The sequence below is a fragment of the Vibrio artabrorum genome (assembly GCF_024347295.1).
In the GTDB taxonomy this organism is placed as follows: domain Bacteria; phylum Pseudomonadota; class Gammaproteobacteria; order Enterobacterales; family Vibrionaceae; genus Vibrio; species Vibrio artabrorum.
In genome coordinates this window covers 434,623-456,025 of record NZ_AP025459.1, presented here as the reverse complement: position 1 = coordinate 456,025, position 21,403 = coordinate 434,623, and the positions used below count along the sequence as shown (strand labels likewise).

Below are 21,403 nucleotides of genomic sequence, written 5' to 3'. Positions count from 1 at the left end.
CAGATAAAAAAACGAGTATCAGCTTAACTAAAGCGACTGATTTAATATGCCAATTTAAGCCGACTTTTAAATTTCGCGTTGACCAATAAAAGAAATAGGCTTATTATCAATCGTCTTTTAACGATTAGTAGTAAGTGAGTCCACTAACTATGACTGCAACATGCCCAGCAACAGCTAGCTGTTCTCTACCTCTTCCGCTGAGTAATGCTGAAGCAGAAAAAGAGATGGCTGCGTTAGCCAAAGCACTCGCTCATCCAGCGAGAATTCGCATACTTAGTATCTTGTCCGCTTTAGAAAAATCGGGCGGCTGCTTGAACAGTGATCTGGTGAGTGAGTTGGGTTTAGCTCAATCAACCGTATCAGAGCACTTAAGAATATTGAAAACCTCTGGCTTTATTACGGCTGAGTCGATTCCGCCGAAGATGTGTTACCGCATCGACCGCGACAATATTCAACGTTTCGAATCGGTATTTAACAGCATTTTAAAATAGAAGTTCACGCTTGAATGATCGGCTTTTAGTGGCCTTTACTTTTAAGCGTGTTTTTTTGTCACCACCAATCGTTTTTCGACGATTTACGATATCAACAAAGAGAGATTATCATGAAACCAAAGTTAGGTTTTCTCGATCGCTACTTAACACTGTGGATCTTTATTGCCATGGGCCTTGGTGTATTGCTTGGCACCCTATTCCCACAGATCGAACAGTGGAACGAATCGATATCGGTTGGTACCACCAACATTCCACTGGCGATTGGCCTTATCTTAATGATGTACCCACCTCTGGCTAAGGTTAACTACAACCTGCTCGGCACCGTGGTAAAAGATAAGAAAGCGATCAAGCTATCTTTGATCATGAACTGGCTTGTTGGCCCAATTGTGATGTTTGTATTGGCACTGACTTTCTTGGGTGACCACCCAGGTTACATGGTTGGCGTGATTCTGATTGGTCTAGCTCGTTGTGTAGCAATGGTTCTGGTTTGGAACGACATCGGCGGCGGTAACAAAGAGTACGGCGCAGCATTGGTTGCTCTAAACAGTGCATTCCAAGTGGTGAGCTACAGCTTTATGGCGTGGTTGTTCATCAGCGTTCTTCCGCCAGTATTTGGTTACCAAGGCATGTTGGTTGATATCTCGATGATCGACATTGCACACAGTGTCCTTATCTACCTAGGTATCCCATTTCTAGCGGGCTTCCTAAGCCGTAAGATCCTTGTGTCGATGAAAGGCGAGCAGTGGTACAACGATGTGTTTATTCCACGTATCTCTCCAATCACACTGATTGCACTACTGGCAACCATCGTTCTGATGTTCAGCCTAAAAGGCGAGATGATTGTAGAACTGCCAATGGACGTATTGTTGATTGCGGTTCCACTGACGATCTACTTCACAGCGATGTTCTTCATCAGCTTCTTCATTGGTAAGAAGATGGGTATTGAATACGACAAGAACGCATCCATTGCATTCACCGCGACAGGTAACAACTTCGAGCTAGCGATTGCCGTTGCTATCTCAGTATTCGGTATCAACTCAGACCAAGCGTTTGCAGGTGTTATCGGTCCACTGATTGAAGTACCTGTGTTGATTTACCTAGTGAACGTGGCGCTTAAGATGAAAGACAAGTACTACAACGGTCAAACTAAGCACTAATATCATCAACGTATGGTGTATATAGTGATAATTGAATGGTTTGCAAAAAAGAAAGTTACAGCTCTGGTTTAGAGCTGTAAATTCGAGAAAAATACCTGAAATACACTGCCAAACGACACCGTAGTTGGCAGTGTATTCATTTGTGCATATGAGTTTAATTTATCCCCCTTTCAAACCTCTAAGAGAGTCACAACCTGACACTGCCTGTCCTGATTGAGCCTAATAATTCACCACTTATGAAGTCGCATCACAAATCCAAACAGAAACACCTCGTACCAGTTGTGCATCCGTTTACATACAGGTAGTTTTATCGACCTCAAAACACGTCACTTACGCAATGTCGTCCATTAAGCATTCCATTTCGAACAAAAGTGCTCAATTTAACATTCCAAGCGATGTAATTTAACAAAAATACGCTCAAACACTCATTTTTGATGCTCGTTTATTTTCGATTTTACAAATCTATGCACAATGCACGTGCTAGATGAGCAAAACTAAAAAAGGACTCGAACATGACAACGAACAAACACCCTTCTTTATTTGGACAATGCTTGGCCGAATTCATAGGAACTGGATTACTCATATTCTTTGGTGTTGGCTGTGTGGCGGCGCTGGTGCTCACCGGTGCAACATTCGGGCAATGGGAAATCAGCATCATCTGGGGCTTTGGAGTTGCGATTGCAATTTACTGTACTGCTGGGGTTTCTGGCGCGCACATCAATCCAGCCGTAACAATCGCTCTGGCCATGTTCCATGGCTTTGACAAAGCGAAAGTGCTGCCTTACATCATTTCTCAGCTACTAGGCGCATTCTGCTCTGCAGCATTAGTTTACGCCCTGTACAGTAACTTATTCACTGATTACGAAATCGCACACAACTTCGTTCGTAGCAGCCAAGAAGCACTCTCAACCGCTGGTATCTTTTCGACTTACCCACATGCTTCACTCTCTTTCTTCGGCGCTTTTGCTGTGGAATTCGTGATTACAGCTGTGTTGATGTTTGCCATCTTAGCGTTAGGTGATGAGAACAATGGCGCCTCCCGCGGTGCGATGAATCCACTGCTGATCGGTATTCTTATCGCAGTAATCGGTGGCTCTTTAGGTCCACTGACTGGTTTTGCAATGAATCCGGCTCGTGACTTCGGACCAAAACTCTTTGCTTACTTTGCAGGTTGGGATTTCGCACTAAGCGGTGCTCGTGATATTCCTTACTTCATCGTACCAATCCTTGCTCCAATTGCGGGTGCATGTTTTGGTGGCTGGTTGTACCCACGTGTTATCGGTGCTTACCTACCAGTTGAAGGCCAAGGCTGCACAATTCCAAACCAATGTGAAACAGAACAAGAAGCTGAACAAGCTCAAGCTTAATCCTAAGCGATCTTACATTTACTAAAATATAAATAACAAAAGAAAAAGGATTCTTACCATGACCGAGAAAAAATACATTGTTGCCCTAGACCAAGGCACCACAAGCTCTCGCGCTGTAATCCTCGATCACGATGCAAACATCGTTAGCTCTTCTCAACGAGAATTCACTCAGATTTACCCGAAAGCCGGTTGGGTTGAGCATGATCCAATGGAAATCTGGGCAACTCAAAGCTCTACATTAGTTGAAGCGCTTGCTAAAGCAGGCATTCGCAGCGACGAGTTAGCAGGTATTGGTATCACTAACCAACGTGAAACCACCATTGTTTGGAACAAAGAGACAGGCAAACCTGTTTATAACGCCATCGTATGGCAGTGTCGCCGCACAGCAGATATCTGTGAAGACCTTAAAGCACGTGGCCTAGAAGACTACGTACGTGATAATACTGGCTTAGTCCTTGACCCGTATTTCTCAGGTACCAAAGTAAAATGGATTCTAGACAACGTTGAAGGTGCTCGCGAAGACGCTGAAGCTGGCAAACTACTGTTCGGTACGGTTGATACTTGGTTGGTATGGAAGATGACTCAAGGACGTGTTCACGTTACGGATTACACTAACGCATCACGTACTATGTTATTCAACATCAACGACCTATGTTGGGATCAAAAGCTGCTTGATGAAATGGGTATCCCGTCATCAATGATGCCTGAAGTGAAGCGTTCTTCTGAGGTTTACGGTCAAACGAACCTGGGTGGTAAAGGCGGTACTCGTATTCCTATCGCAGGTATTGCAGGTGACCAACAAGCGGCACTTTACGGTCAAATGTGTGTAGAAGCCGGCCAAGCGAAAAACACTTACGGCACAGGTTGCTTCCTTCTAATGAACACGGGCCAAGAGAAAGTCACATCCAAGAACGGCCTACTCACCACACTGGCATGTGGCCCTAAAGGCGAACCAGCATACGCATTGGAAGGGGCGGTATTCATGGGCGGCGCATCAATCCAATGGCTACGTGATGAGATGAAGCTACTGGCTGGCGCAGAAGACTCTGAGTACTTCGCAACCAAAGTCGACTCTTCAAACGGCGTTTACGTAGTCCCAGCGTTTACTGGTTTAGGCGCCCCCTACTGGGATGCTTACGCTCGCGGTACGATTGTTGGCCTGACTCGTGGTGTTAACTCTAACCACATCATCCGTGCTACCTTGGAAGGCATTGCTTACCAAACGCGTGACGTACTAGACGCGATGCAAGCGGACTCTGGCATCAAGCTAGCGAACCTACGAGTTGACGGCGGCGCAGTAGCGAATAACTTCCTAATGCAATTCCAATCAGACGTGCTTGATACTGAAGTTCACCGCCCTGAAGTAACAGAAGTAACCGCTCTTGGTGCTGCTTACCTTGCCGGCCTAGCGGTTGGTTTCTGGGACAGCATTGACGAGCTTCAAAATAAAGCCGTTCTGAACCGCACCTTCATGCCACATCACGACGAAGAGAAACGGAACCGTCGTTACAAAGGCTGGAAGCGTGCTATCAAGTGTGCACAGGTTTGGTCTGAGCTACACGATGACGACGAAGAGTAATACTGAGTATTCAGCTAATCATTAGTCATTAACCGTTGACCTAGGAACTCGAGCAATCTCATCGATTAGATTGCTCGAACCTCAGCAAACGAAACTAAAAAGAGCACTATTTTGTGCTCTTTTTTGCGTTTCAGGCTCAAATTCTACGTTTTGCCCCGCGTTTTTGCGGTTTAGACATGATTCCTTACCATCATGACTTCTCTCTTTTCATCAATTCGAGCACAATAGCGTAAGTTCATATTTTCGATTTTGACGCGCTAGAGCCCTTTGCGCGCAGGGAGTGGTAAGTTAAGTGAAGCAGATACCAAGACACCAGCAGATTGTAGATCTGGTAAAAACACAAGGATATGTGAGCACCGAAGAGCTCGTTGAAAAGTTCGATGTCAGCCCACAAACCATCAGACGAGACCTCAATGAACTGGCCGATAGCAACAAAATCCGTCGCTATCACGGTGGTGCAACCATTCCTTTAAGTTCGGAGAACACCTCATATAACACGCGTAAAGCGCTCAACTTCAACGAAAAAGACGTGATTGCCGACGAACTGGTTAAGCACATCCCAGATGGTGCAACCCTGTTTGTGGATATTGGCACCACGCCAGAATCGGTCGCCCGCGCGCTCAACAAAAGTCACAAACAATTACGAGTTGTCACTAACAACATTAACGTTGCCAGCATTCTTCTGCCTAACCCAGAGATAAAGGTTATCTTGGCCGGTGGCGAAGTGAGAAACCGTGATGGCGGCATTGTAGGCGAAGCGACCCTCGATTTCGTGAAGCAGTTCCGCCTCGATTTCGGCATCTTAGGCATCAGCGGCATCGACTTTGATGGATCACTGCTCGATTTTGATTACCACGAAGTTCGTGTGAAACAAGCCATCATCGAAAACAGTCGCAGCATCTTCTTAGCCGTCGACCACAGTAAATTTGGTCGTAATGCGATGGTAAAGCTCGGCAATATATCTCAAGCGCACATGGTGTTTACTAATCAGCAGCCACCGGAAGAGATTCTCAACATCCTTAAAGATTCCGCAATACCGCTAGAAGTGATCGATACCGCTCGTCCTATGAGCGAATAAATCAAAACAAGCGCTCAGTGACGCCACTTTCTTAAATGAATCACGATTCTTTATAGAAAAGTAAAGCTTGCTCACACCCACCGTCGCTTCAATGCTCGAATTAGACTTTTTTGAACCTCTGCTTTTATAAGCAGAGGTTTTTTTATGCTCAAATCACATAAAACGCGCATAAACGAAAATAATAAATGACCGCAAACGAAAGTTCATATAGGATTCAATTAGGTTCTAAAATGCTCGTTCGCTCAGAAAGAGGTCAAAACCATGAGTGCTCAACAAAATAATTCAAACAACAGTACATCTTCCACTTTAGACTTGATCGTGATTGGCGGCGGCATTAATGGTGCAGGCATCGCGGCTGACGCAGCCGGTCGTGGTCTAAACGTTGGCTTATACGAAGCAAATGATTTCGCATCTGCGACGTCTTCTGCCAGCTCAAAGCTTATCCACGGTGGCCTACGCTACCTTGAACATTACGAATTTCGTTTGGTTTCGGAAGCACTCGCTGAACGTGAAGTTTTGTTAAGAAAAGCACCTCATGTTGCTCAACCAATGCGCTTCCGTTTACCTCATCGACCATTTTTACGCCCAGCTTGGATGATTCGCTGTGGCCTATTCCTTTACGATAACTTGGGTAAGCGCACCACTCTTCCGGGAAGTAAGACCGTCAACCTAGCGAAATCGGGCCTACTGAAACCAGAAATGAAGACCGGCTTCGAATACTCAGATTGCTGGGTGGATGATGCGCGCATGGTGTTGCTCAACGTGTTGGCAGCAAAAGAGAACAACGCAGAAGTACGTAACTACTGCCGTGTTGAAAAAGCACACCGTGAAGGTGATATTTGGCATGTAACGATCCTTGATGTGATGACAAACCAGCGTTTTGAACGTAAAGCGAAAGCGCTGGTTAACGCGGCAGGCCCTTGGGTTAAGCAGTTCTTTGATGATGGATTAGAGCAGGCTTCGCCTCGTAATATTCGTCTGATCAAAGGCTCACATATTGTTGTGCCACGCATTCACGACGAACCACAAGCGTACATTCTGCAAAACAAAGACAATCGCATTGTGTTCATGATCCCTTACCTAGATAAGTTCTCGATCATCGGCACCACTGACCTCGAATACAAAGGCGACCCGCGCGAAGTTGCTATTGATGATGTCGAAGTCGATTACTTGATTGATATTGTTAACCAACACTTTGTCAAACAACTTGGTCGTGAAGACGTGGTTTGGACATACAGTGGCGTAAGACCGCTTTGTGATGATGAATCGGATTCACCACAAGCGATCACTCGTGACTACACATTGGAATTGGACGCAGAGCTTGATCAAGCCCCATTGCTTTCGATCTTCGGTGGCAAGTTGACCACTTATCGTAAGCTCGGCGAAGCGGCACTTAAGAAACTTGAGCCATACCTACCCAACATGGGTGCACCTTGGACTGCCAATGACACGCTTCCAGGTGGTAACTTTAGTTGCAGCAGAGAGCAGCTTGCGAAGATGATCCACACTCAATATCCTTGGGCATCTGAAGCGTTGTTACTTCGCTACGTGACTCAATTTGGTACTTACACGTGGAAGCTACTGGAAGGCGCAGATAGCCAAGCTGACCTTGGCATTCAATTCTCAAGCGAGGCGCATGGCGTTTATCAAGTTGAAATCGATTACTTGATCAATGAAGAGATGGCGATGACTGACGAAGACATCTTGTGGCGCAGAACCAAACTTGGCCTGTACATGAGCGAATCCGAGCAGCAAACGGTGACGGATTACTTAAAAGAGAAACGACAAAGCAAGGTATTAAGCTTTTCTCAAGTAGGCTAACCCACCAGCTTAGACATGGTTCAAGAACATGATCAACAACCAAGCTTAGCGTCCCCCCGCTAAGCTTTTTATATCAGCCCCTATCATAGGCTTGATACCAACTAGGGGCTACCGATATCGAAAATTTTCCTTTCTCTAGAAAAACTTGTACGCGAAAACAGAGTCAAAGACTAGAAAAAGAAAAAACTCCCGAAGGAGTTTTTATTGTCTAAATCTGCAATTCGTCATTTAGCCAATCAGCAAAATGACCTGCTCATAAACCCGTTATACGAGCATGCAGTACGTCTTTCAGTACAGAACGATCATGTTTCAATTGGTGCATCGAGCCGTCATCAATGGGTGAATCTTTCAGCTCAAGCTTACGAATCTCTTTATCAAGTTGGTCGTATGTCTTCATGGCTTCGGCAAAGCCACTATCAGATTGAACAAGCTCAGCAATTTTGTCTTTCATTTCAGGAAATTCGTGAACAAGAGAGTGATTTTCACCTAGCATAGGAACCTCTTAAGTTAAGTAAAGTGATTGAGTAAGTCTTAAACACATTCCTTATTAACTTTAGCAAGTGGCTAAAAGAACAAATGAGATCCAGTACACAGCATAGAATATAGGCAATTAAGGTGCGCCAATTTACAAGAATAAATAAGTGTTTTGCACAAAAAACCTTATGACACGACAAGGCTTTTTAGGAAAAAGCTATTGATAAGAACAACGATACAAGTCGCAATATGAGTAGCTGAAAGGTATGTCCACAAAAAGGAGCTAGCTACTGCATCCTCTGGTATCAACTTTATCCATTTGATCATGTGAAGATGTTTCAGAGCCTGTTGATTGGCACCCCGCCACAAACAATAATGTCACCGATAAGATAAGCCATTTCATAATTAATCCTCGTTTGGTCATGACTAAAGCATAGTGCTTAAAGACGCGGATACCTCAATCATTAACTAAAACATTATCAGCCGATAAAGCCTTGGTGAATGAACAAAGCACCGCTTCCTTAATTAACGACCTGCTTTTGTACAAAAAACTTTCACTTCAACGAATAAAAACTGCACAAAAACTAAAAGAGGACTGCTATTGAGCTAAGAATAAGAACTAGAAGTTAATCGCTCGTCGCCAAACGTACAGCCGCTTCTGCATGAATGGCTGTGGTATCAAACAAGGGAACATCAGTGTGTTGCTGCTGAATCAGGAGGGCAATTTCAGTACAGCCCAGAATAACGGCTTCCGCACCTTGTTGGCTTAGCTTCTCAATGATTTGACGGTATACAGCTCGAGACTCTTCTTTTACTTCACCTCGACACAGCTCTTGATAAATGATGTTGTGAACTTTTTTTCGGTCATCCTCATCCGGAATTACCACATCGATACCGAATTTATTAGTCAGGCGGCCTTTATAGAAATCTTGCTCCATGGTGAAAGCGGTACCGAGTAATCCAACTTTCTTTACGCCCTGTTCAAGCAACTTCTGCGCCGTGGTATCAGCAATGTGCAAGATAGGAATCGTGATCTTATCTTCGATCTCAGGAACAACCTTATGCATGGTATTGGTACAAATCAGAATGAAATCAGCCCCGCCCTTCTCTACCGACAAAGCCGCGTCCGATAAGATATCTGCAGTCTCCGCCCAACGACCTTGATGTTGAAGCTTTTCTATCTCATCGAAGTTCACGCTGTACATACAAACCTTTGCAGAATTGAGCCCACCAAGGGTCGCTTTAACGCCCTCGTTGATGGACTTGTAGTAACTCACAGTCGACTCCCAACTCATACCGCCGAGCAAACCGATCGTTTTCATTTTTCTATTCCTTTAATTTCTGACTATTCCGATTAAACCATCATACATTGAAAATTTATAGTACGTTCTTGCTTAAAGCGAGCCCATAACACCTTATTCCTTTCAAACGATTGCTTTCAAACCGTTCATTCCCAAAACCTCCGCTCACAAAAAAGCTCGAATTAAAAATCCAAGCCTTTGTGGTTTTGACCAAGGGTAAACGTGGCGTTAGTACACCTCACACCAATCTGATTTCATGTCGATCAGTGTCCAGTCCTTTCTGGAACTCGCCTCATCTAGCGCTTTATCAAGCTTGCCAACGTGAGACTCACGATCGTACTGCCACTCGCGCTCAGCATCAGTGTGATGAACAATCATCGCCATTGAGTTGGGTTGGCTCGTTGCCCATTGCATCATGGCTTGATCACCATCTGAGTTGCCTACTGCTAAAATAGGCTTCTTACCGATAATATACTGAATGTTAGTGACCTTTCCTGCTTTGTCATCAATGGTCAAAATCGACGAGTCTTTGGTCACCGTTGGTTTGCCATCGTTGTAGCTGTAGTTGTATTTAAGCGCACTACCGATGATTTGCTCTGTAGGAATGTTGTAAGCTTGTGGAGCCCACGCCCTCATGAAATCAACGCCTCCGCCCGACACAATATAAGTCTTAAAGTCATGCTCTTGCAGGTAGGTCAACATCTCTTTCATTGGCTGATAAGTAAGGTCTGTGTAGGCTTTGTTAAAGCGTTTATCTTTTGCTATCGCCAACCGCTGCCCAAAACGCTCTCAATATCATCTTCAAGCACAAACTTAAACGGTGCTTCTGTTTTCCATTCAGGGTGCTCTGGCGCCATTTCTTTTACACGGTCCAACGCAAATGCCAATTGGAAGTAGTAAGGCTTTTCCGACCAAAGCGTACCGTCGTTATCAAATACAGCTATACGATCTTGGACCGCAACGAACGTATCAGACTCAGTTTTGGTGGCTTGCCCAACAAAGTTGACGATAGCGGACTTGCTCTCGCTGTCCTTCTAAGAAGGCAGCAAATTGGGATCACAATCTTTAGCAAAAGATGAGAAAGAAAGACTGGATAAAATCGCGACTGACAAAAGGGTTATTTTATTCATAGCAACTACCATGTTGTTGAATTAATTGTAGGGTTTAATTCAATTCATCCTAGTTGGTCTACTCTGATTTTCCACTTATGGACACTATAACCAATACTCATGCTGCTATTGGAACAGACGTAAAACGAGGGCTAACCTCACGGCCAACCCTCGTTGTTTTGATGCTACATAAAACGCTTAAAGGCTAGGCTGGGTTCCCTCTCCATTGGAAGCAATGGCATCAATTTGCACCAAAGCCCCCATAGGGATATCAGACACACCGATAACCGTGCGCGCAGGTAATGGACCGTCAAAATAATGCGTACAAACATCATTAAGCACATCTAGATCTGCCATGTCTCTTAATTGAATATTAAGCTTCACGATGTCATCCATGACATGACCAACGCTCTCAATCACTTCTTTAATGTTATTCAGGCACTGCATCGTCTGCTCTTTTGCGCCATTCGCAACAATCGCTCCAACTCTTGGATCCAGCGGTAATTGAGCGGAGATATTGTTGTAGTGTGAAAAGGCCACAGTTTGCGTTGAAAACGGGCTGATTGGTGCAGCTTTGGTATTATTCGCTTTGATTACAATCCCGTGTCGGTCTTCAACCGCTTGTGGCGGAGTGCCATCACCGTGTGACACAGTCGCATCCATCTGCACTAACGCTCCCATTGTTAAGCCTTCAACCACCGTCACCGAGCGCACAGGCATGTAACCGACAGTCCTCGCAATCGCGGAATCCGGGAAGAAGGTGGTATACACTTCATTGACGGCTGCAAGGTCATCTAGGCTTCTCACATGAATATTCACCTTCACAATGTCATCAAGAGGAACATCAACATTTTCCAGTATCGATTTAATGTTTTTGAGGCATTGAATCGCGTGCTCTTTTGCTCCACCAGCAACAATGCTACCCGATTGAGGATCAATAGGTAGCTGAGCTGAAATGTGATTATAGTGAGAGAAAGCCACCGTTTGAGTTGATAGAGAATTGACTGGTGCGTGTTGAGTATTTCTTGCGATTTTAACTAACTCACAAGCCGCTTGAGGATAAGTACCTTCACCATTCGAGAGCACGGCATCCATTTGTAAGTGTGCACCTTCTAGCGGTAAATCGACTACCGCGAGTGTCGTGCACGTTGGTACGTAGTGTTGGAAAAAGGACGCATAGATTTCATTAACCAAGTCGATATCCGCAATGTTCTTCAAGTATATATTTACTCTCACAACATCGTGCATGCGGTGTCCAATGCTCTCTACAATCGTTTGAATGTTTAATAAGCACTGCTTTGTTTGAGCTTCTAATGAGCCTGAGATCAAACTACCTGTTTTAGGGTCAATCGGTAATTGAGCAGAGAGGTTATTGTAGTGTGAGAATGCCACCGATTGTGTTGAGAAAGTGCTCAGCGGTGCATCTTCAGTGTTTCTTGAAACTTTAATAATATCGGCACTCATGTCGATACATCTCCTATTCGAGTATTGATGTCAGATAGAGCCAATCGGCCACGTGTTTATCGACATTTCAAAATAAAAGGTACAAAAATAGCCGAACCAATAAATCGTGATAAATACTGGTCCAGCTTAATTCACTTTAAACAGTGGAGGCACTGATGCCCCCACGAATAAACATCTACAGCGTACTTAGGAAGCTGCTGATTTTTTCTTCATGATGCTTAACAGTTTCTTGCGTTGGGATAACCGCATCTTTATGTGTGAAGTACACTAAAATCGCCATCTGCGCAGTAAGTCGGTTTTCTGCTTCATCGAACGCCACTGAGTATTCACTTTCTAGTGCGCCGCGAGTCACTTCTTCTTTGTCATTCGCTGGTAGGCAGTGAAGCAACATTGCACCTGGGCGAGCCTTCGCCATTAGCTCTTCTGTGATCACGTAGTTAGGCATGAATGCCGCAAGACGCTCTTCCTTCTCATCCATTTGCGTCACCCAGTAGAAGCTATCGCCGTACACCACATCACAGTCACTGATACGCTCTACATCATCGGTAATTTCAATCTTGCCACCAGATTCTTCACAGAAGTTCAGCGCCATGTCGATCCACTCTTGCTCCATGTGGTATTTCTTAGGACCAATTTGCTTGAAGCCCATGCCGTACTTAGCACAAGTCAGCATCAAAGAGCGGCACACGTCCGTCGCGTCACCCATGAATGCTAAAGTTAGGTCTGATAGCTTACGTCCATCAGTGATGTGTTCTCTGATCGTGTAGAGATCCGCTAGCATTTGAGTTGGGTGGAAACGCGTATCAAGGCCGTTGATTACTGGCACTGTCGACATTTCAAGTAAGCCATCTAGTATTTCAGGGCTATTGGTACGAGCCATGATGATGTCGCACATACGTGATAACACTCGAGAAGTATCATCGATCGACTCTTTACCACCTAAGTGAATGTCTTTTGGAGACAGGAATAGTGCGTGACCACCCAGTAATGTTGCTGCCACCTCGAAAGAAACGCGTGTACGAGTCGAACCCGCTTCGAAGATCATCCCCACCGATTTGCCTTTGAACAGAGGTGGAATTGCGTTGTCTTTGCGCGCCTGCTTCAGGTGAGTCATCAGCTCCATCATGTTGTCCATCTCTTCGACAGAGAAATCTTTCATGGAAACCATGTGCTCTAGGTTTGCTTTGTTTAGTTCAGTTGCGCTAGAAGAAGGTAATTTCATAATAAGTTCCTATTTTTCATAATTTTTTGCGCGGCTCTTTTAAGTTCACTTTCATGGCAATTTGATTTTGAATACCTGCCATCACTTTCACGAACCGCTACGTTTGGGATTAAATATTGGTATTAACGACTGTTCTCAGTCTTTAGTTGTTATTAGGTTTTATCGTTGTAACTAAACTCTTGGCACTTGTTGGGTGATGCAGTGGATATTGCCGCCACCTAACAAAATTTCTCGAGCCGGAACGCCGTTGACTTCGTAACCTGGATAAATGCCTTCCAAGATCCCGATAACATCGTTGTCGTAGCGCTTATCCAAAAGCGGCAACACAATTTGGTTATTGGTAATCAGATAATTGGCATACGATGCCGCTAAACGCTCACCCGCTTCTCGCTCCATCCCGTCTGCGATATCAATGCCTGCTGCCTCTTCTTCTGTCATGAACAGAGGGCCTGGCATTGGCAACTTGTGTACCTTGATTTGACGGCCTTTGGCATCTGTCTGACTGGTGATGTAGTCATAGGCTTCTTTGCTAATCTCATATTGAGGATCATTCTTGTCATCACACCACGTCAGAACCACTTCACCCGGCTTCACGACGTGAAGGATATTGTCGACGTGACCATTGGTTTCATCGTTGTATAAACCACGAGGTAGCCAAATTACCTTCTCAACATTGAGATGCTCGCAAAGAACTTCAGTCAGATCTTCTTTGCTCATATCTGGGTTGCGGCTTTCGTGTAATAAGCACTCTTCTGTTGTGTAGAGTGTGCCTTCGCCATCAACGTGAATTGAGCCTCCTTCTAGTACGATTGGAGCGCGGTATCTAGAGTCACGATTGGTTTCACACATCTTTTGAGCAACTTGGTTGTCACGATTCCAAGGTGAATACAAACCATCCACAAACCCGCCCCATGCATTGAATTCCCAATCCACTCCTCGGCGTTCACCGCTGTCATCAACAACATAAGTCGCACCGATGTCGCGCATCCAAGAGTCATCAGTCGAGATTTCCAATACTCGAATGTCCTCAGGTAAACGAGATACTGCGTTATCGTATTGGTCTGAACTCGCGAGCATGGTGACTGATGTCGTATGGCTGATCTTGGTAGCAACGTCTGCAAACACCGCTTGTGCTGGTTTTGCACCATTACGCCAGTTGTCAGTACGTTCTGGCCAAGCCATCCAAATTTCGCTATGTGGCTCGTGTTCCCCTGGCATTCTGAAGCCATCATGTTTTGGAGTAGTCTCAATCAGTTTTTTCATCGTTATATCCCCTAAATTATGCTTGAGCTTCTTTTTTATCTTGCGTATCGACTATGTCATTATCGTCCGAGCCTTGCTGTTTCTTACGCTTTAGAGCACCTAGTAGAATCCACTCACCAGCGAGGATGGTGGCAATCACGCCAATCAAAACAGGTCCTGTGTATCCCCAATCAGCAACGGTTAGATCAAGAGCTTCTGGGAAGATAAATAAAATCACGGCTTGAAGGATGACGAAGAAACAAACAATGGACATCACCCACTGAGCCGCCATACCACCGGGTACTTTGAATGGGCGTTCACGTTGACCATCAACCACACGAAGCTTTAGGTATGCAGGAAACATGAACAGGTAAGGAAGTAAGAAAATGCAGCTAGAGAAGGCAAATATCGACCAGAACAGATCGTCATTCCCTTGTGCAAACAGTGCGTAAGACAGGATAACGACCGTTGATACGGTACCTGTGATGTTGTTTGCGCCAACTGGAGAACCTTTCTCTGACACTTTAGCGACAGGCGCGGGAAGCTCACCTTCTTGAGCGGCTTCAGCTGCTGCTCGGCTCGCACCCATTGTCCAGCTCACCATGTTGCCAATAAGCGTTAACAGAGCGAAAGTACCGAAGATGTACACCATAGCTGTACCAAACACGCCAACACCGAAGAGTGTTTTGAAGGTGTCGATAAGACCAGACACTAAGCCAATGCTTTCAACAGGAAGCGCCATCAAGATGCCTACCGTACCGAAAATGTATAAGAAAGCGGTGATACCGATAGAAAGGAAGACGGCCTTAGGCATGTCGCGAACATCTTTCATTTCTTTAGTCATGGTCGCAACCAGTTCAAAACCCATTAGGTTGAACACAATCGCTGGTAAGAAAGAGACCGCAGAATCCAATGAAGGCATCATAGCTGGTAACGTAAATTCGTTGGCAACGCCGTTTTTCATTGCATAGATGAATCCGCCTACACCTAATGTACTGATAACGATAATTTTTAATATTGCACCAATATTCGTGACCCAAACACCGATGTCGGCAGACACATTACAGATCCAAACCGTCAACCATGTCAGCAATATACAGATGGCGATTTGCCCCCATAAAGACAGACCTGGCATAAAGAGTTCGGCAAACATCCCTGCAAACATGATGTATACCGCAGGCATCCATAAACCAACGTTAATCCAGTAAAACCACGTTGTTCTCACTGCCCATTTAAAATTGAATGCTTGTTTTACCCAATCGTATATCCCACCTTCACCTGGGTAGGTGGTACTCAATTCAGAAGTAATTAAGCCATATGGAATGACAAAGAAGACCAGCATTAACACCCACCAACCAATGGCACTGACACCAATACTGGCTGACGCGGTTAATGTGTCGACCACCAAAACTGCACATAATGTAAAGAGTGCAATTCCCGTAACCCCCATTTTTCCTTGCGTTTCGTTACTCATCTCTTAGCTCCTTAATCTCTAATTCGGGATTAATTAAACGGCAAAGCGATGAAGTGAACTGGGATGAAAACTGAATATCGGTTTTACACAAACGAGTTCGGAGCAAAAACAAAATAAACCCAACAAATATTAGATTTATAATACTAAAAGTCGGAATACTTGATTTTGGTCAATAAGCATTCGATTAATAAATACATTTTCTATTTCAAAACCAAGATCACATATCTAGTTAATCTATAGATAATTAAGGCTTTCTGTGACATATAGGCGACTAAAAACATCAAATATTAAGCACAAATCGAATTGTGATTTTTATCCCCACGACACCGACAATATTTAAATACAATTCAAACCAACCTATTTGCCAAGAGCAAAATATTATTTGGAGAATTAAACATGTCGAAGCCTATTATTGTTGTTGCTGTCGGTGGGAACGCTTTACTACAACGTGGTGAAGTAATGAGTTGTGAAAACCAGAAAAAGAGCATCGCGCAAACCGCCAGTTCTTTGGCTGAACTCAGTAAAGGCTACCGTTTAGTGGTTGTGCACGGAAATGGCCCTCAAGTAGGGCTACTGTCATTACAGAACAATGCTTACAAAGATTGTCCTCCTTACCCATTTGATGTCCTTGGAGCTGAGACTCAGGGAATGATTGGCTACCTTATTCAGCAAGGGTTGAACGCTGCGATTCAAGACCGCTTTACTACGACAATTCTGACTCGCATTGTGATTGACGAAAACGACCCTGCGATCGCCGACCCAACCAAGTTTATTGGCCCTGTCTATACAGAAGAACAAGCCAAACAACTCGCAGAAGTCAACCAATGGATTGTGAAACCTGACGGTGCACACTGGCGTCGCGTGGTTCCATCACCTTCGCCAAAAGAAGTGCTAGAAATAAAAGCCATCAAAGACTTACTAGAGAAAGAGCACCTAATTATTTGTGGCGGTGGTGGCGGTGCTCCAGTCGTCGAAAAAGATGGCGCTTATGTGGGTTTCGAAGCTGTAATCGACAAAGATATGACAGCTGCACTCATTGCGGAAGAAATCGGCGCAGAGCATTTGTTGATTCTTACCGATGGTTCTCATGTTTGTTTAGATTGGGGAACACCCAAAGAAGAGAAGCTTGAAAACGTATCTGTTGAACAAATGAAGAAATACACATTCCCCGCAGGCTCGATGGGCCCGAAGGTAGACGCATGCTGTCTTTTTGTTGAAAAGACAAAACAACACGGACACATTGGTGACCTATCGAGCGCACTAGAGATCATAGAAGGTAAAACAGGGACACATATTAACGCCTAACATTGGGTTATAATGTCATATATAAATAAAGGGTAATAAAGTCTAAGTGTTGATATCCCAATTGAAACTTTTCTTGAAAACCCTTTATGTTTTTTGTGTTTCAAATAACAGTGAGGGTCATTAGATGCGCAAAGTAACTACCGAAGAAAAATTAATTCGAATTCATGATGCTGTTGTGCAACTAATGGAACGTCGCGAAGCTACTGATATTTCAATGTATGATGTTGCTAAAGAGTGTGGAATGGCAACATCTACGGTTTATCATCACTACCCAAATATAGAGAACTTATTCCATAATCTATTAGATGACGTTTTTATTGATTTCGATTCTCTGCTAGGTAAATGTATAGATGCCGAGCATGTTAATCATTGGACTGACATCAATCGCATGATTGAAACGGCGTATGTTAATTATTACAACAATCACCCGATTGCCAAAAAGCTTATATTAGGTCGTCATACATTCACGGAATTAGGTCATGCAGACACCGAAAATGACCTAATTCTTGGTAAAGAAGTAGAAACGATTTATCGACAGTTTTTTGATGTTCCTCCGTTACCACAATCCATCAATGTCTTCGCTATCTCGTTGCAAGTTGCTGATAAAATATACTCATTATCTTATCGCCAACATGGTTGCATCACACAAGAACTTGCCAACGAAGCAATCCGCCTGACCGAGTCTTACCTTCAGCTGTATATTCCTCATATCTGTCAAAGAACAGAACCCAACATGCTGCATACGCGTTAAGAGAAACTGTAATCCCTATAACGTCTTACCTTTCTATTGGCGCTCGATAACCAAAATTAACTCGCTGACCAGACAAAAAAGCAGAACTTCAATCCCTCAAAGCTCTGCTTTAACAATCCATGACTGCTTACGCTCTGCGTTTCTTGAAAGCATGCCAACCGGCGCTGAGAATTGTTTTTAACACCACACCTAATGCGCTTAATTTGGGGGCGGCATTCTAGCCAGAGACGATGCGCCACATCTGATGTTCATACCAAACTAACCCGACCATCGCCATCTTGTCTAATGCGGGTTTTCCGGTCGTTAGCACGGTTAGCGGCATGCCATGTCTACGGTTTTCAATTAACTTGTTAGGGAAATCAGGATCAACCGCCATTGTGCGCGCAATACCAATACAATCGGTCGCCGAGGTATTTAATGCTTCATTCATTGCTTGCGCGGTTCGAAAACCACCTGTGACTACCAACGGAGTGCTGACAAGTTTTCTCGCCTTAACCATATAATCCATAAAATACGCTTCACGTTTTACCATGCTGGCGTTGATTGTGTCTCGAAGATAAAAATTGACTTACAAGATAACCATGAGCACCGTGAATCTGCACACCAGTAAACCTGCTTGCTTTGAAAGCTTTGCACTCAGCGCGAACTTATCAATAATTATGATTATTTCCGTCTCAGTCAGAGCTCGTGGCGTATTGAAGCCTTTCTCTAAACCACGCTCTAAAGAGATAGCCGAAAGAGCAACCGGGCTATCACATAAGAACTTAGGAATTTGCTTACCTGGGTGATTCAATTACATCCATATCTGCGAACCATTCTGTGTTCCAGCCTTCGCCCACTCACGAAATACGGTTAAGTCACTGCGCTCATCCAACACAACGCTTTTAGGTTCACCAAGCGCACCTCTATCGACCATCACGTACCCATCATGGATAGGCCAATTCCCCTTGTTACGCCAACCAGAAAGGCTCTATCCCCCTTTACGCTCCTGGTAATTGTCGTTATTGTGATTCTCTACGTCATTACCATAAGGACTGTCAGAGAACATGAACAGCACGATTGAAACTATTCTGGGGCACCGCTCCATTCGTCAATATACAAATCAACCGATTGAAAAAGCACAACTTGATGTGATTATTCAGGCTGGTCTCGCGGCTTCATCATCCAGTTTACTGCAGGCTGTTTCTATCGTAAGAGTGACAGACAAAGAAAAGCGCAAACTGTTAGCCGAGTACGCAGGTAACCAAGCTTACGTTGAGAATGCGGCTGAATTTTTAGTGTTCTGTATCGACTACCAACGCCACGCTCAAATCAACCCTGAAGTGAAAACCGACTTTACTGAACTGACCCTGATTGGCGCAGTAGATTCTGGCATCATGGCGCAAAACTGTATGCTGGCGGCTGAGTCTCTAGGTTTAGGTGGCGTGTACATTGGCGGGCTGCGTAACAGCGCACAACAAGTCGATGAACTGTTACAACTACCACAACATACCGCCGTGTTGTTCGGCATGTGCTTAGGTCACCCAGCGCAGCAACCCGAAGTTAAGCCTCGCCTTCCAGCTCACGTGGTGATGCACGAAAACCAATACCAGCCACTGAGCCTAGATGACATTGCCAGCTACGATGATTCGATGCAAAGCTACTACGCAAGCCGTTCAAGCAACCAAAAGCAGAGCAGTTGGTCCCAGCAGATCACGCAAAAGCTATCCGGCGAATCTCGCCCGCATATCCTGCCTTACTTGAACAGCAAGCAGCTGACCAAACGTTAAGCCGTTAAGAGATTGCAGCAAACCACAGCACAAACAAAAATGTCAGCGTACGATACGCTGACATTTTTATTTATCCAGAGGCCGCTAGCTTACAGATATTTCTCAATCGGTAGCAATTGTAAGAAACCTGACTGCATTCGTTCCCACTTACCGGTTTCTGGTTCGCTATCCCAGCTTTGCTCGCCGGAATACCAATACACATCACCGTCTTTCAGTTCTAATCGCCAACTATTATCTTCACTCATTGCTTGTTCGATGGTATCTGCTAACGTTTCAGCAATGGCTTTATTCTCGATGATCAAAACCGATTCCGTATTGAGGTAGGTAGAGCGCAAGTTGAAGTTAAATGAGCCAATGCTCGCGATACTGCGGTCAAAGACGACTGATTTAGCGTGTAAACCATAAGCCGTGTCAGGCGCACATTTAGACACATCTTGAGTCGACGCTTCACACAGCTTAGATTCAGGCTTTAACTCAAACAGGTCGATGCCATTTTCCAACATATCGTAGCGTCTGCCCGCATAAGCGGAGTGATTGGTCACAAGATCATTGGACGCCATTGAATTGGTCAGCGCCTTTATCTCAACACCTTCATTGTTCAACTCTCTCCACTCTTTCAGTTGACTGTCATCGAAAACCAGGTATGCCGACTCAAGTAAGATTTCTTGTTTCGATTCACTCGCCAGCTTTCCGAGAAAGACGGCAGTCGCTTTCGGTTGATCGGTATTATCGGCATCGGCAGGGACAGGTTGGTCGTAAACAAAACGGGCATTTACCCAAGTCATGTCACCAATCACCTCTTGGAGCAAACTATTTGCCGCTTCATGGTCTAAGGGCAGTTCTGGGTAATGTTGATAATGAGGAACGGCAATATCATCTATCTTTGAGAGATCCGGTCGTTCATCGTCACCCAACATATCGACGGGGTAAGACCAACGGCTATTCCAGTATTCGATAAAACTGGTTTGGATGGTATTAACGACCGAGCCCATAACCAACACATCACGGTCTCGGAAGTTGATCTCATCTGAAAGATCGAAGTATTCGTCACCAATATTACGCCCGCCTACCACAGACAAGGTGCCATCTACGGTAAACGACTTATTATGCATACGACGGTTTAAACGAGAAAAATCCCCAACAAAACTCAACCATTTACTGAAACCATGCCGCGCTGGTGTTGGATTGAAAATTCGGATCTCGACATTCGGGTGTGCATTCAGTGCCGATAATAACCCTTCTCGTTCGTTTAAGTTGATATCATCAAGCATCACTCGTACCTTCACGCCACGATCGGCCGCCGCTAACACACGGCTAGCTAGGTAACGACCCGATTCGTCGGAGTTCCAGATATAATATTGAATGTCTATGCTATGTTCAGCACTTTCAACCAAAGCCAATCGCTGAGCTAAGGCGTCCCAACCTGATTCTTGTAAATGAACAGCGGTGGTTGCTTGATCTAAATGTTCAGGTTGATATTCACTGACTAAAGCCGACAAAGTGCTCGGTTTTGGCGAGGTTTTCGATTCAACGGGATGGTCGATGCCTTCTGGTAATGAAGAACAGCCGCCGAGAATAGCGACTAAGATTAAGGTTAAACTGATGCGTTGGAGCACAGGCATATGTCTGACTTCCTTTCACGGTGACGTCGTTAGAAACTGTCCCTACAACTTTGCGATGAACAAGTTGTTTAGGTCTATTCCTTGATTATTACTGCTAAAACCTGAAATTTATAGCAAAAAAGCCCGAACCTAGGTTCGGGCTTTCTCGATTCGATAAGATAATTACTCGTTATCGTC

Annotated in this window: 16 protein-coding genes and 2 pseudogenes; 9 read left to right on the top strand and 9 right to left on the bottom strand. The window is 44.6% G+C overall.

The features are described from left to right. Positions 1–149 precede the first annotated feature (149 nt). The 6 genes from OCU36_RS16195 (at position 150) to glpD (ending at position 7,493) form a co-directional block, all read left to right on the top strand. Positions 150–491 (top strand): ArsR/SmtB family transcription factor, encoded by a 342-nt coding sequence (locus OCU36_RS16195; RefSeq protein WP_261840561.1) that lies wholly within the window; start codon positions 150–152, stop codon positions 489–491. 110 nt (positions 492–601) lie between these two features. After that, positions 602–1,648: an ACR3 family arsenite efflux transporter gene (arsB, locus tag OCU36_RS16190; RefSeq protein ID WP_261840560.1), complete on the top strand. Its 1,047-nt coding sequence runs from the start codon at positions 602–604 to the stop codon at positions 1,646–1,648. A 512-nt stretch (positions 1,649–2,160) separates the two neighbouring features. After that, positions 2,161–3,015: an MIP/aquaporin family protein gene (locus OCU36_RS16185; protein WP_261840559.1), complete on the top strand. Its 855-nt coding sequence runs from the start codon at positions 2,161–2,163 to the stop codon at positions 3,013–3,015. Between the two features lie 58 nt (positions 3,016–3,073). Next, on the top strand, positions 3,074–4,594 hold the full coding sequence (gene glpK, locus OCU36_RS16180) for a glycerol kinase GlpK (RefSeq protein WP_261840558.1): 1,521 nt from the start codon (positions 3,074–3,076) through the stop codon (positions 4,592–4,594). Between the two features lie 292 nt (positions 4,595–4,886). Then, positions 4,887–5,672: a DeoR/GlpR family transcriptional regulator gene (locus OCU36_RS16175; protein WP_261840557.1), complete on the top strand. Its 786-nt coding sequence runs from the start codon at positions 4,887–4,889 to the stop codon at positions 5,670–5,672. Positions 5,673–5,933: 261 nt separating this feature from the next. Then, complete coding sequence (glpD, locus tag OCU36_RS16170) at positions 5,934–7,493, top strand: glycerol-3-phosphate dehydrogenase (protein WP_261840556.1); 1,560 nt, start codon at positions 5,934–5,936, stop codon at positions 7,491–7,493. 253 nt (positions 7,494–7,746) lie between these two features. Here glpD and OCU36_RS16165 read toward each other — a convergent pair whose 3' ends face one another. The 7 genes and pseudogenes from OCU36_RS16165 to OCU36_RS16135 form a co-directional block, all read right to left on the bottom strand. Beyond that, a complete protein-coding gene (locus tag OCU36_RS16165) occupies positions 7,747–7,986 on the bottom strand; it encodes a YdcH family protein (protein ID WP_261840555.1) in 240 nt (79 codons plus the stop codon). Positions 7,987–8,593: 607 nt separating this feature from the next. Beyond that, positions 8,594–9,289 carry an aspartate/glutamate racemase family protein gene (locus OCU36_RS16160; protein WP_261840554.1) on the bottom strand — a complete coding sequence of 232 codons (696 nt, stop codon included), beginning with the start codon at positions 9,287–9,289 and terminating at the stop codon, positions 8,594–8,596. A 207-nt stretch (positions 9,290–9,496) separates the two neighbouring features. Beyond that, a pseudogene (locus OCU36_RS16155) lies at positions 9,497–10,398 on the bottom strand (HAD family hydrolase). Between the two features lie 177 nt (positions 10,399–10,575). Continuing rightward, positions 10,576–11,841: a RidA family protein gene (locus OCU36_RS16150; RefSeq protein WP_261840553.1), complete on the bottom strand. Its 1,266-nt coding sequence runs from the start codon at positions 11,839–11,841 to the stop codon at positions 10,576–10,578. 175 nt (positions 11,842–12,016) lie between these two features. Continuing rightward, the gene (gene argF, locus OCU36_RS16145; protein ID WP_261840552.1) at positions 12,017–13,063 is read right to left on the bottom strand and encodes an ornithine carbamoyltransferase; all 1,047 of its coding nucleotides are present in this window, start codon (positions 13,061–13,063) and stop codon (positions 12,017–12,019) included. 171 nt (positions 13,064–13,234) lie between these two features. Further along, positions 13,235–14,326, bottom strand: coding sequence for an agmatine deiminase (gene aguA, locus OCU36_RS16140; RefSeq protein ID WP_261840551.1), 1,092 nt, complete (start codon positions 14,324–14,326; stop codon positions 13,235–13,237). A gap of 16 nt (positions 14,327–14,342) precedes the next feature. Beyond that, positions 14,343–15,779 carry an APC family permease gene (locus tag OCU36_RS16135; RefSeq protein WP_261840550.1) on the bottom strand — a complete coding sequence of 479 codons (1,437 nt, stop codon included), beginning with the start codon at positions 15,777–15,779 and terminating at the stop codon, positions 14,343–14,345. Positions 15,780–16,175: 396 nt separating this feature from the next. Between OCU36_RS16135 and arcC the strand changes: the two genes are divergently transcribed. After that, positions 16,176–17,084 carry a carbamate kinase gene (arcC, locus tag OCU36_RS16130; protein ID WP_261840549.1) on the top strand — a complete coding sequence of 303 codons (909 nt, stop codon included), beginning with the start codon at positions 16,176–16,178 and terminating at the stop codon, positions 17,082–17,084. A gap of 124 nt (positions 17,085–17,208) precedes the next feature. Continuing rightward, complete coding sequence (locus OCU36_RS16125) at positions 17,209–17,835, top strand: TetR/AcrR family transcriptional regulator (protein ID WP_261840548.1); 627 nt, start codon at positions 17,209–17,211, stop codon at positions 17,833–17,835. Between the two features lie 127 nt (positions 17,836–17,962). Here the strand turns inward: OCU36_RS16125 and OCU36_RS16120 are convergent. After that, positions 17,963–18,780 (bottom strand): annotated as a pseudogene (locus OCU36_RS16120) (oxidoreductase); the annotation flags it as partial. A gap of 101 nt (positions 18,781–18,881) precedes the next feature. On the opposite strand from OCU36_RS16120, the gene nfsA reads away from it, so the two are divergent. Further along, positions 18,882–19,604, top strand: coding sequence for an oxygen-insensitive NADPH nitroreductase (gene nfsA / locus OCU36_RS16115; RefSeq protein WP_261840547.1), 723 nt, complete (start codon positions 18,882–18,884; stop codon positions 19,602–19,604). Positions 19,605–19,693: 89 nt separating this feature from the next. Here nfsA and OCU36_RS16110 read toward each other — a convergent pair whose 3' ends face one another. Next, positions 19,694–21,226, bottom strand: a complete 1,533-nt coding sequence (locus OCU36_RS16110) for a phospholipase D family protein (RefSeq protein ID WP_261840546.1) — start codon at positions 21,224–21,226, stop codon at positions 19,694–19,696. Positions 21,227–21,403 lie beyond the last annotated feature (177 nt).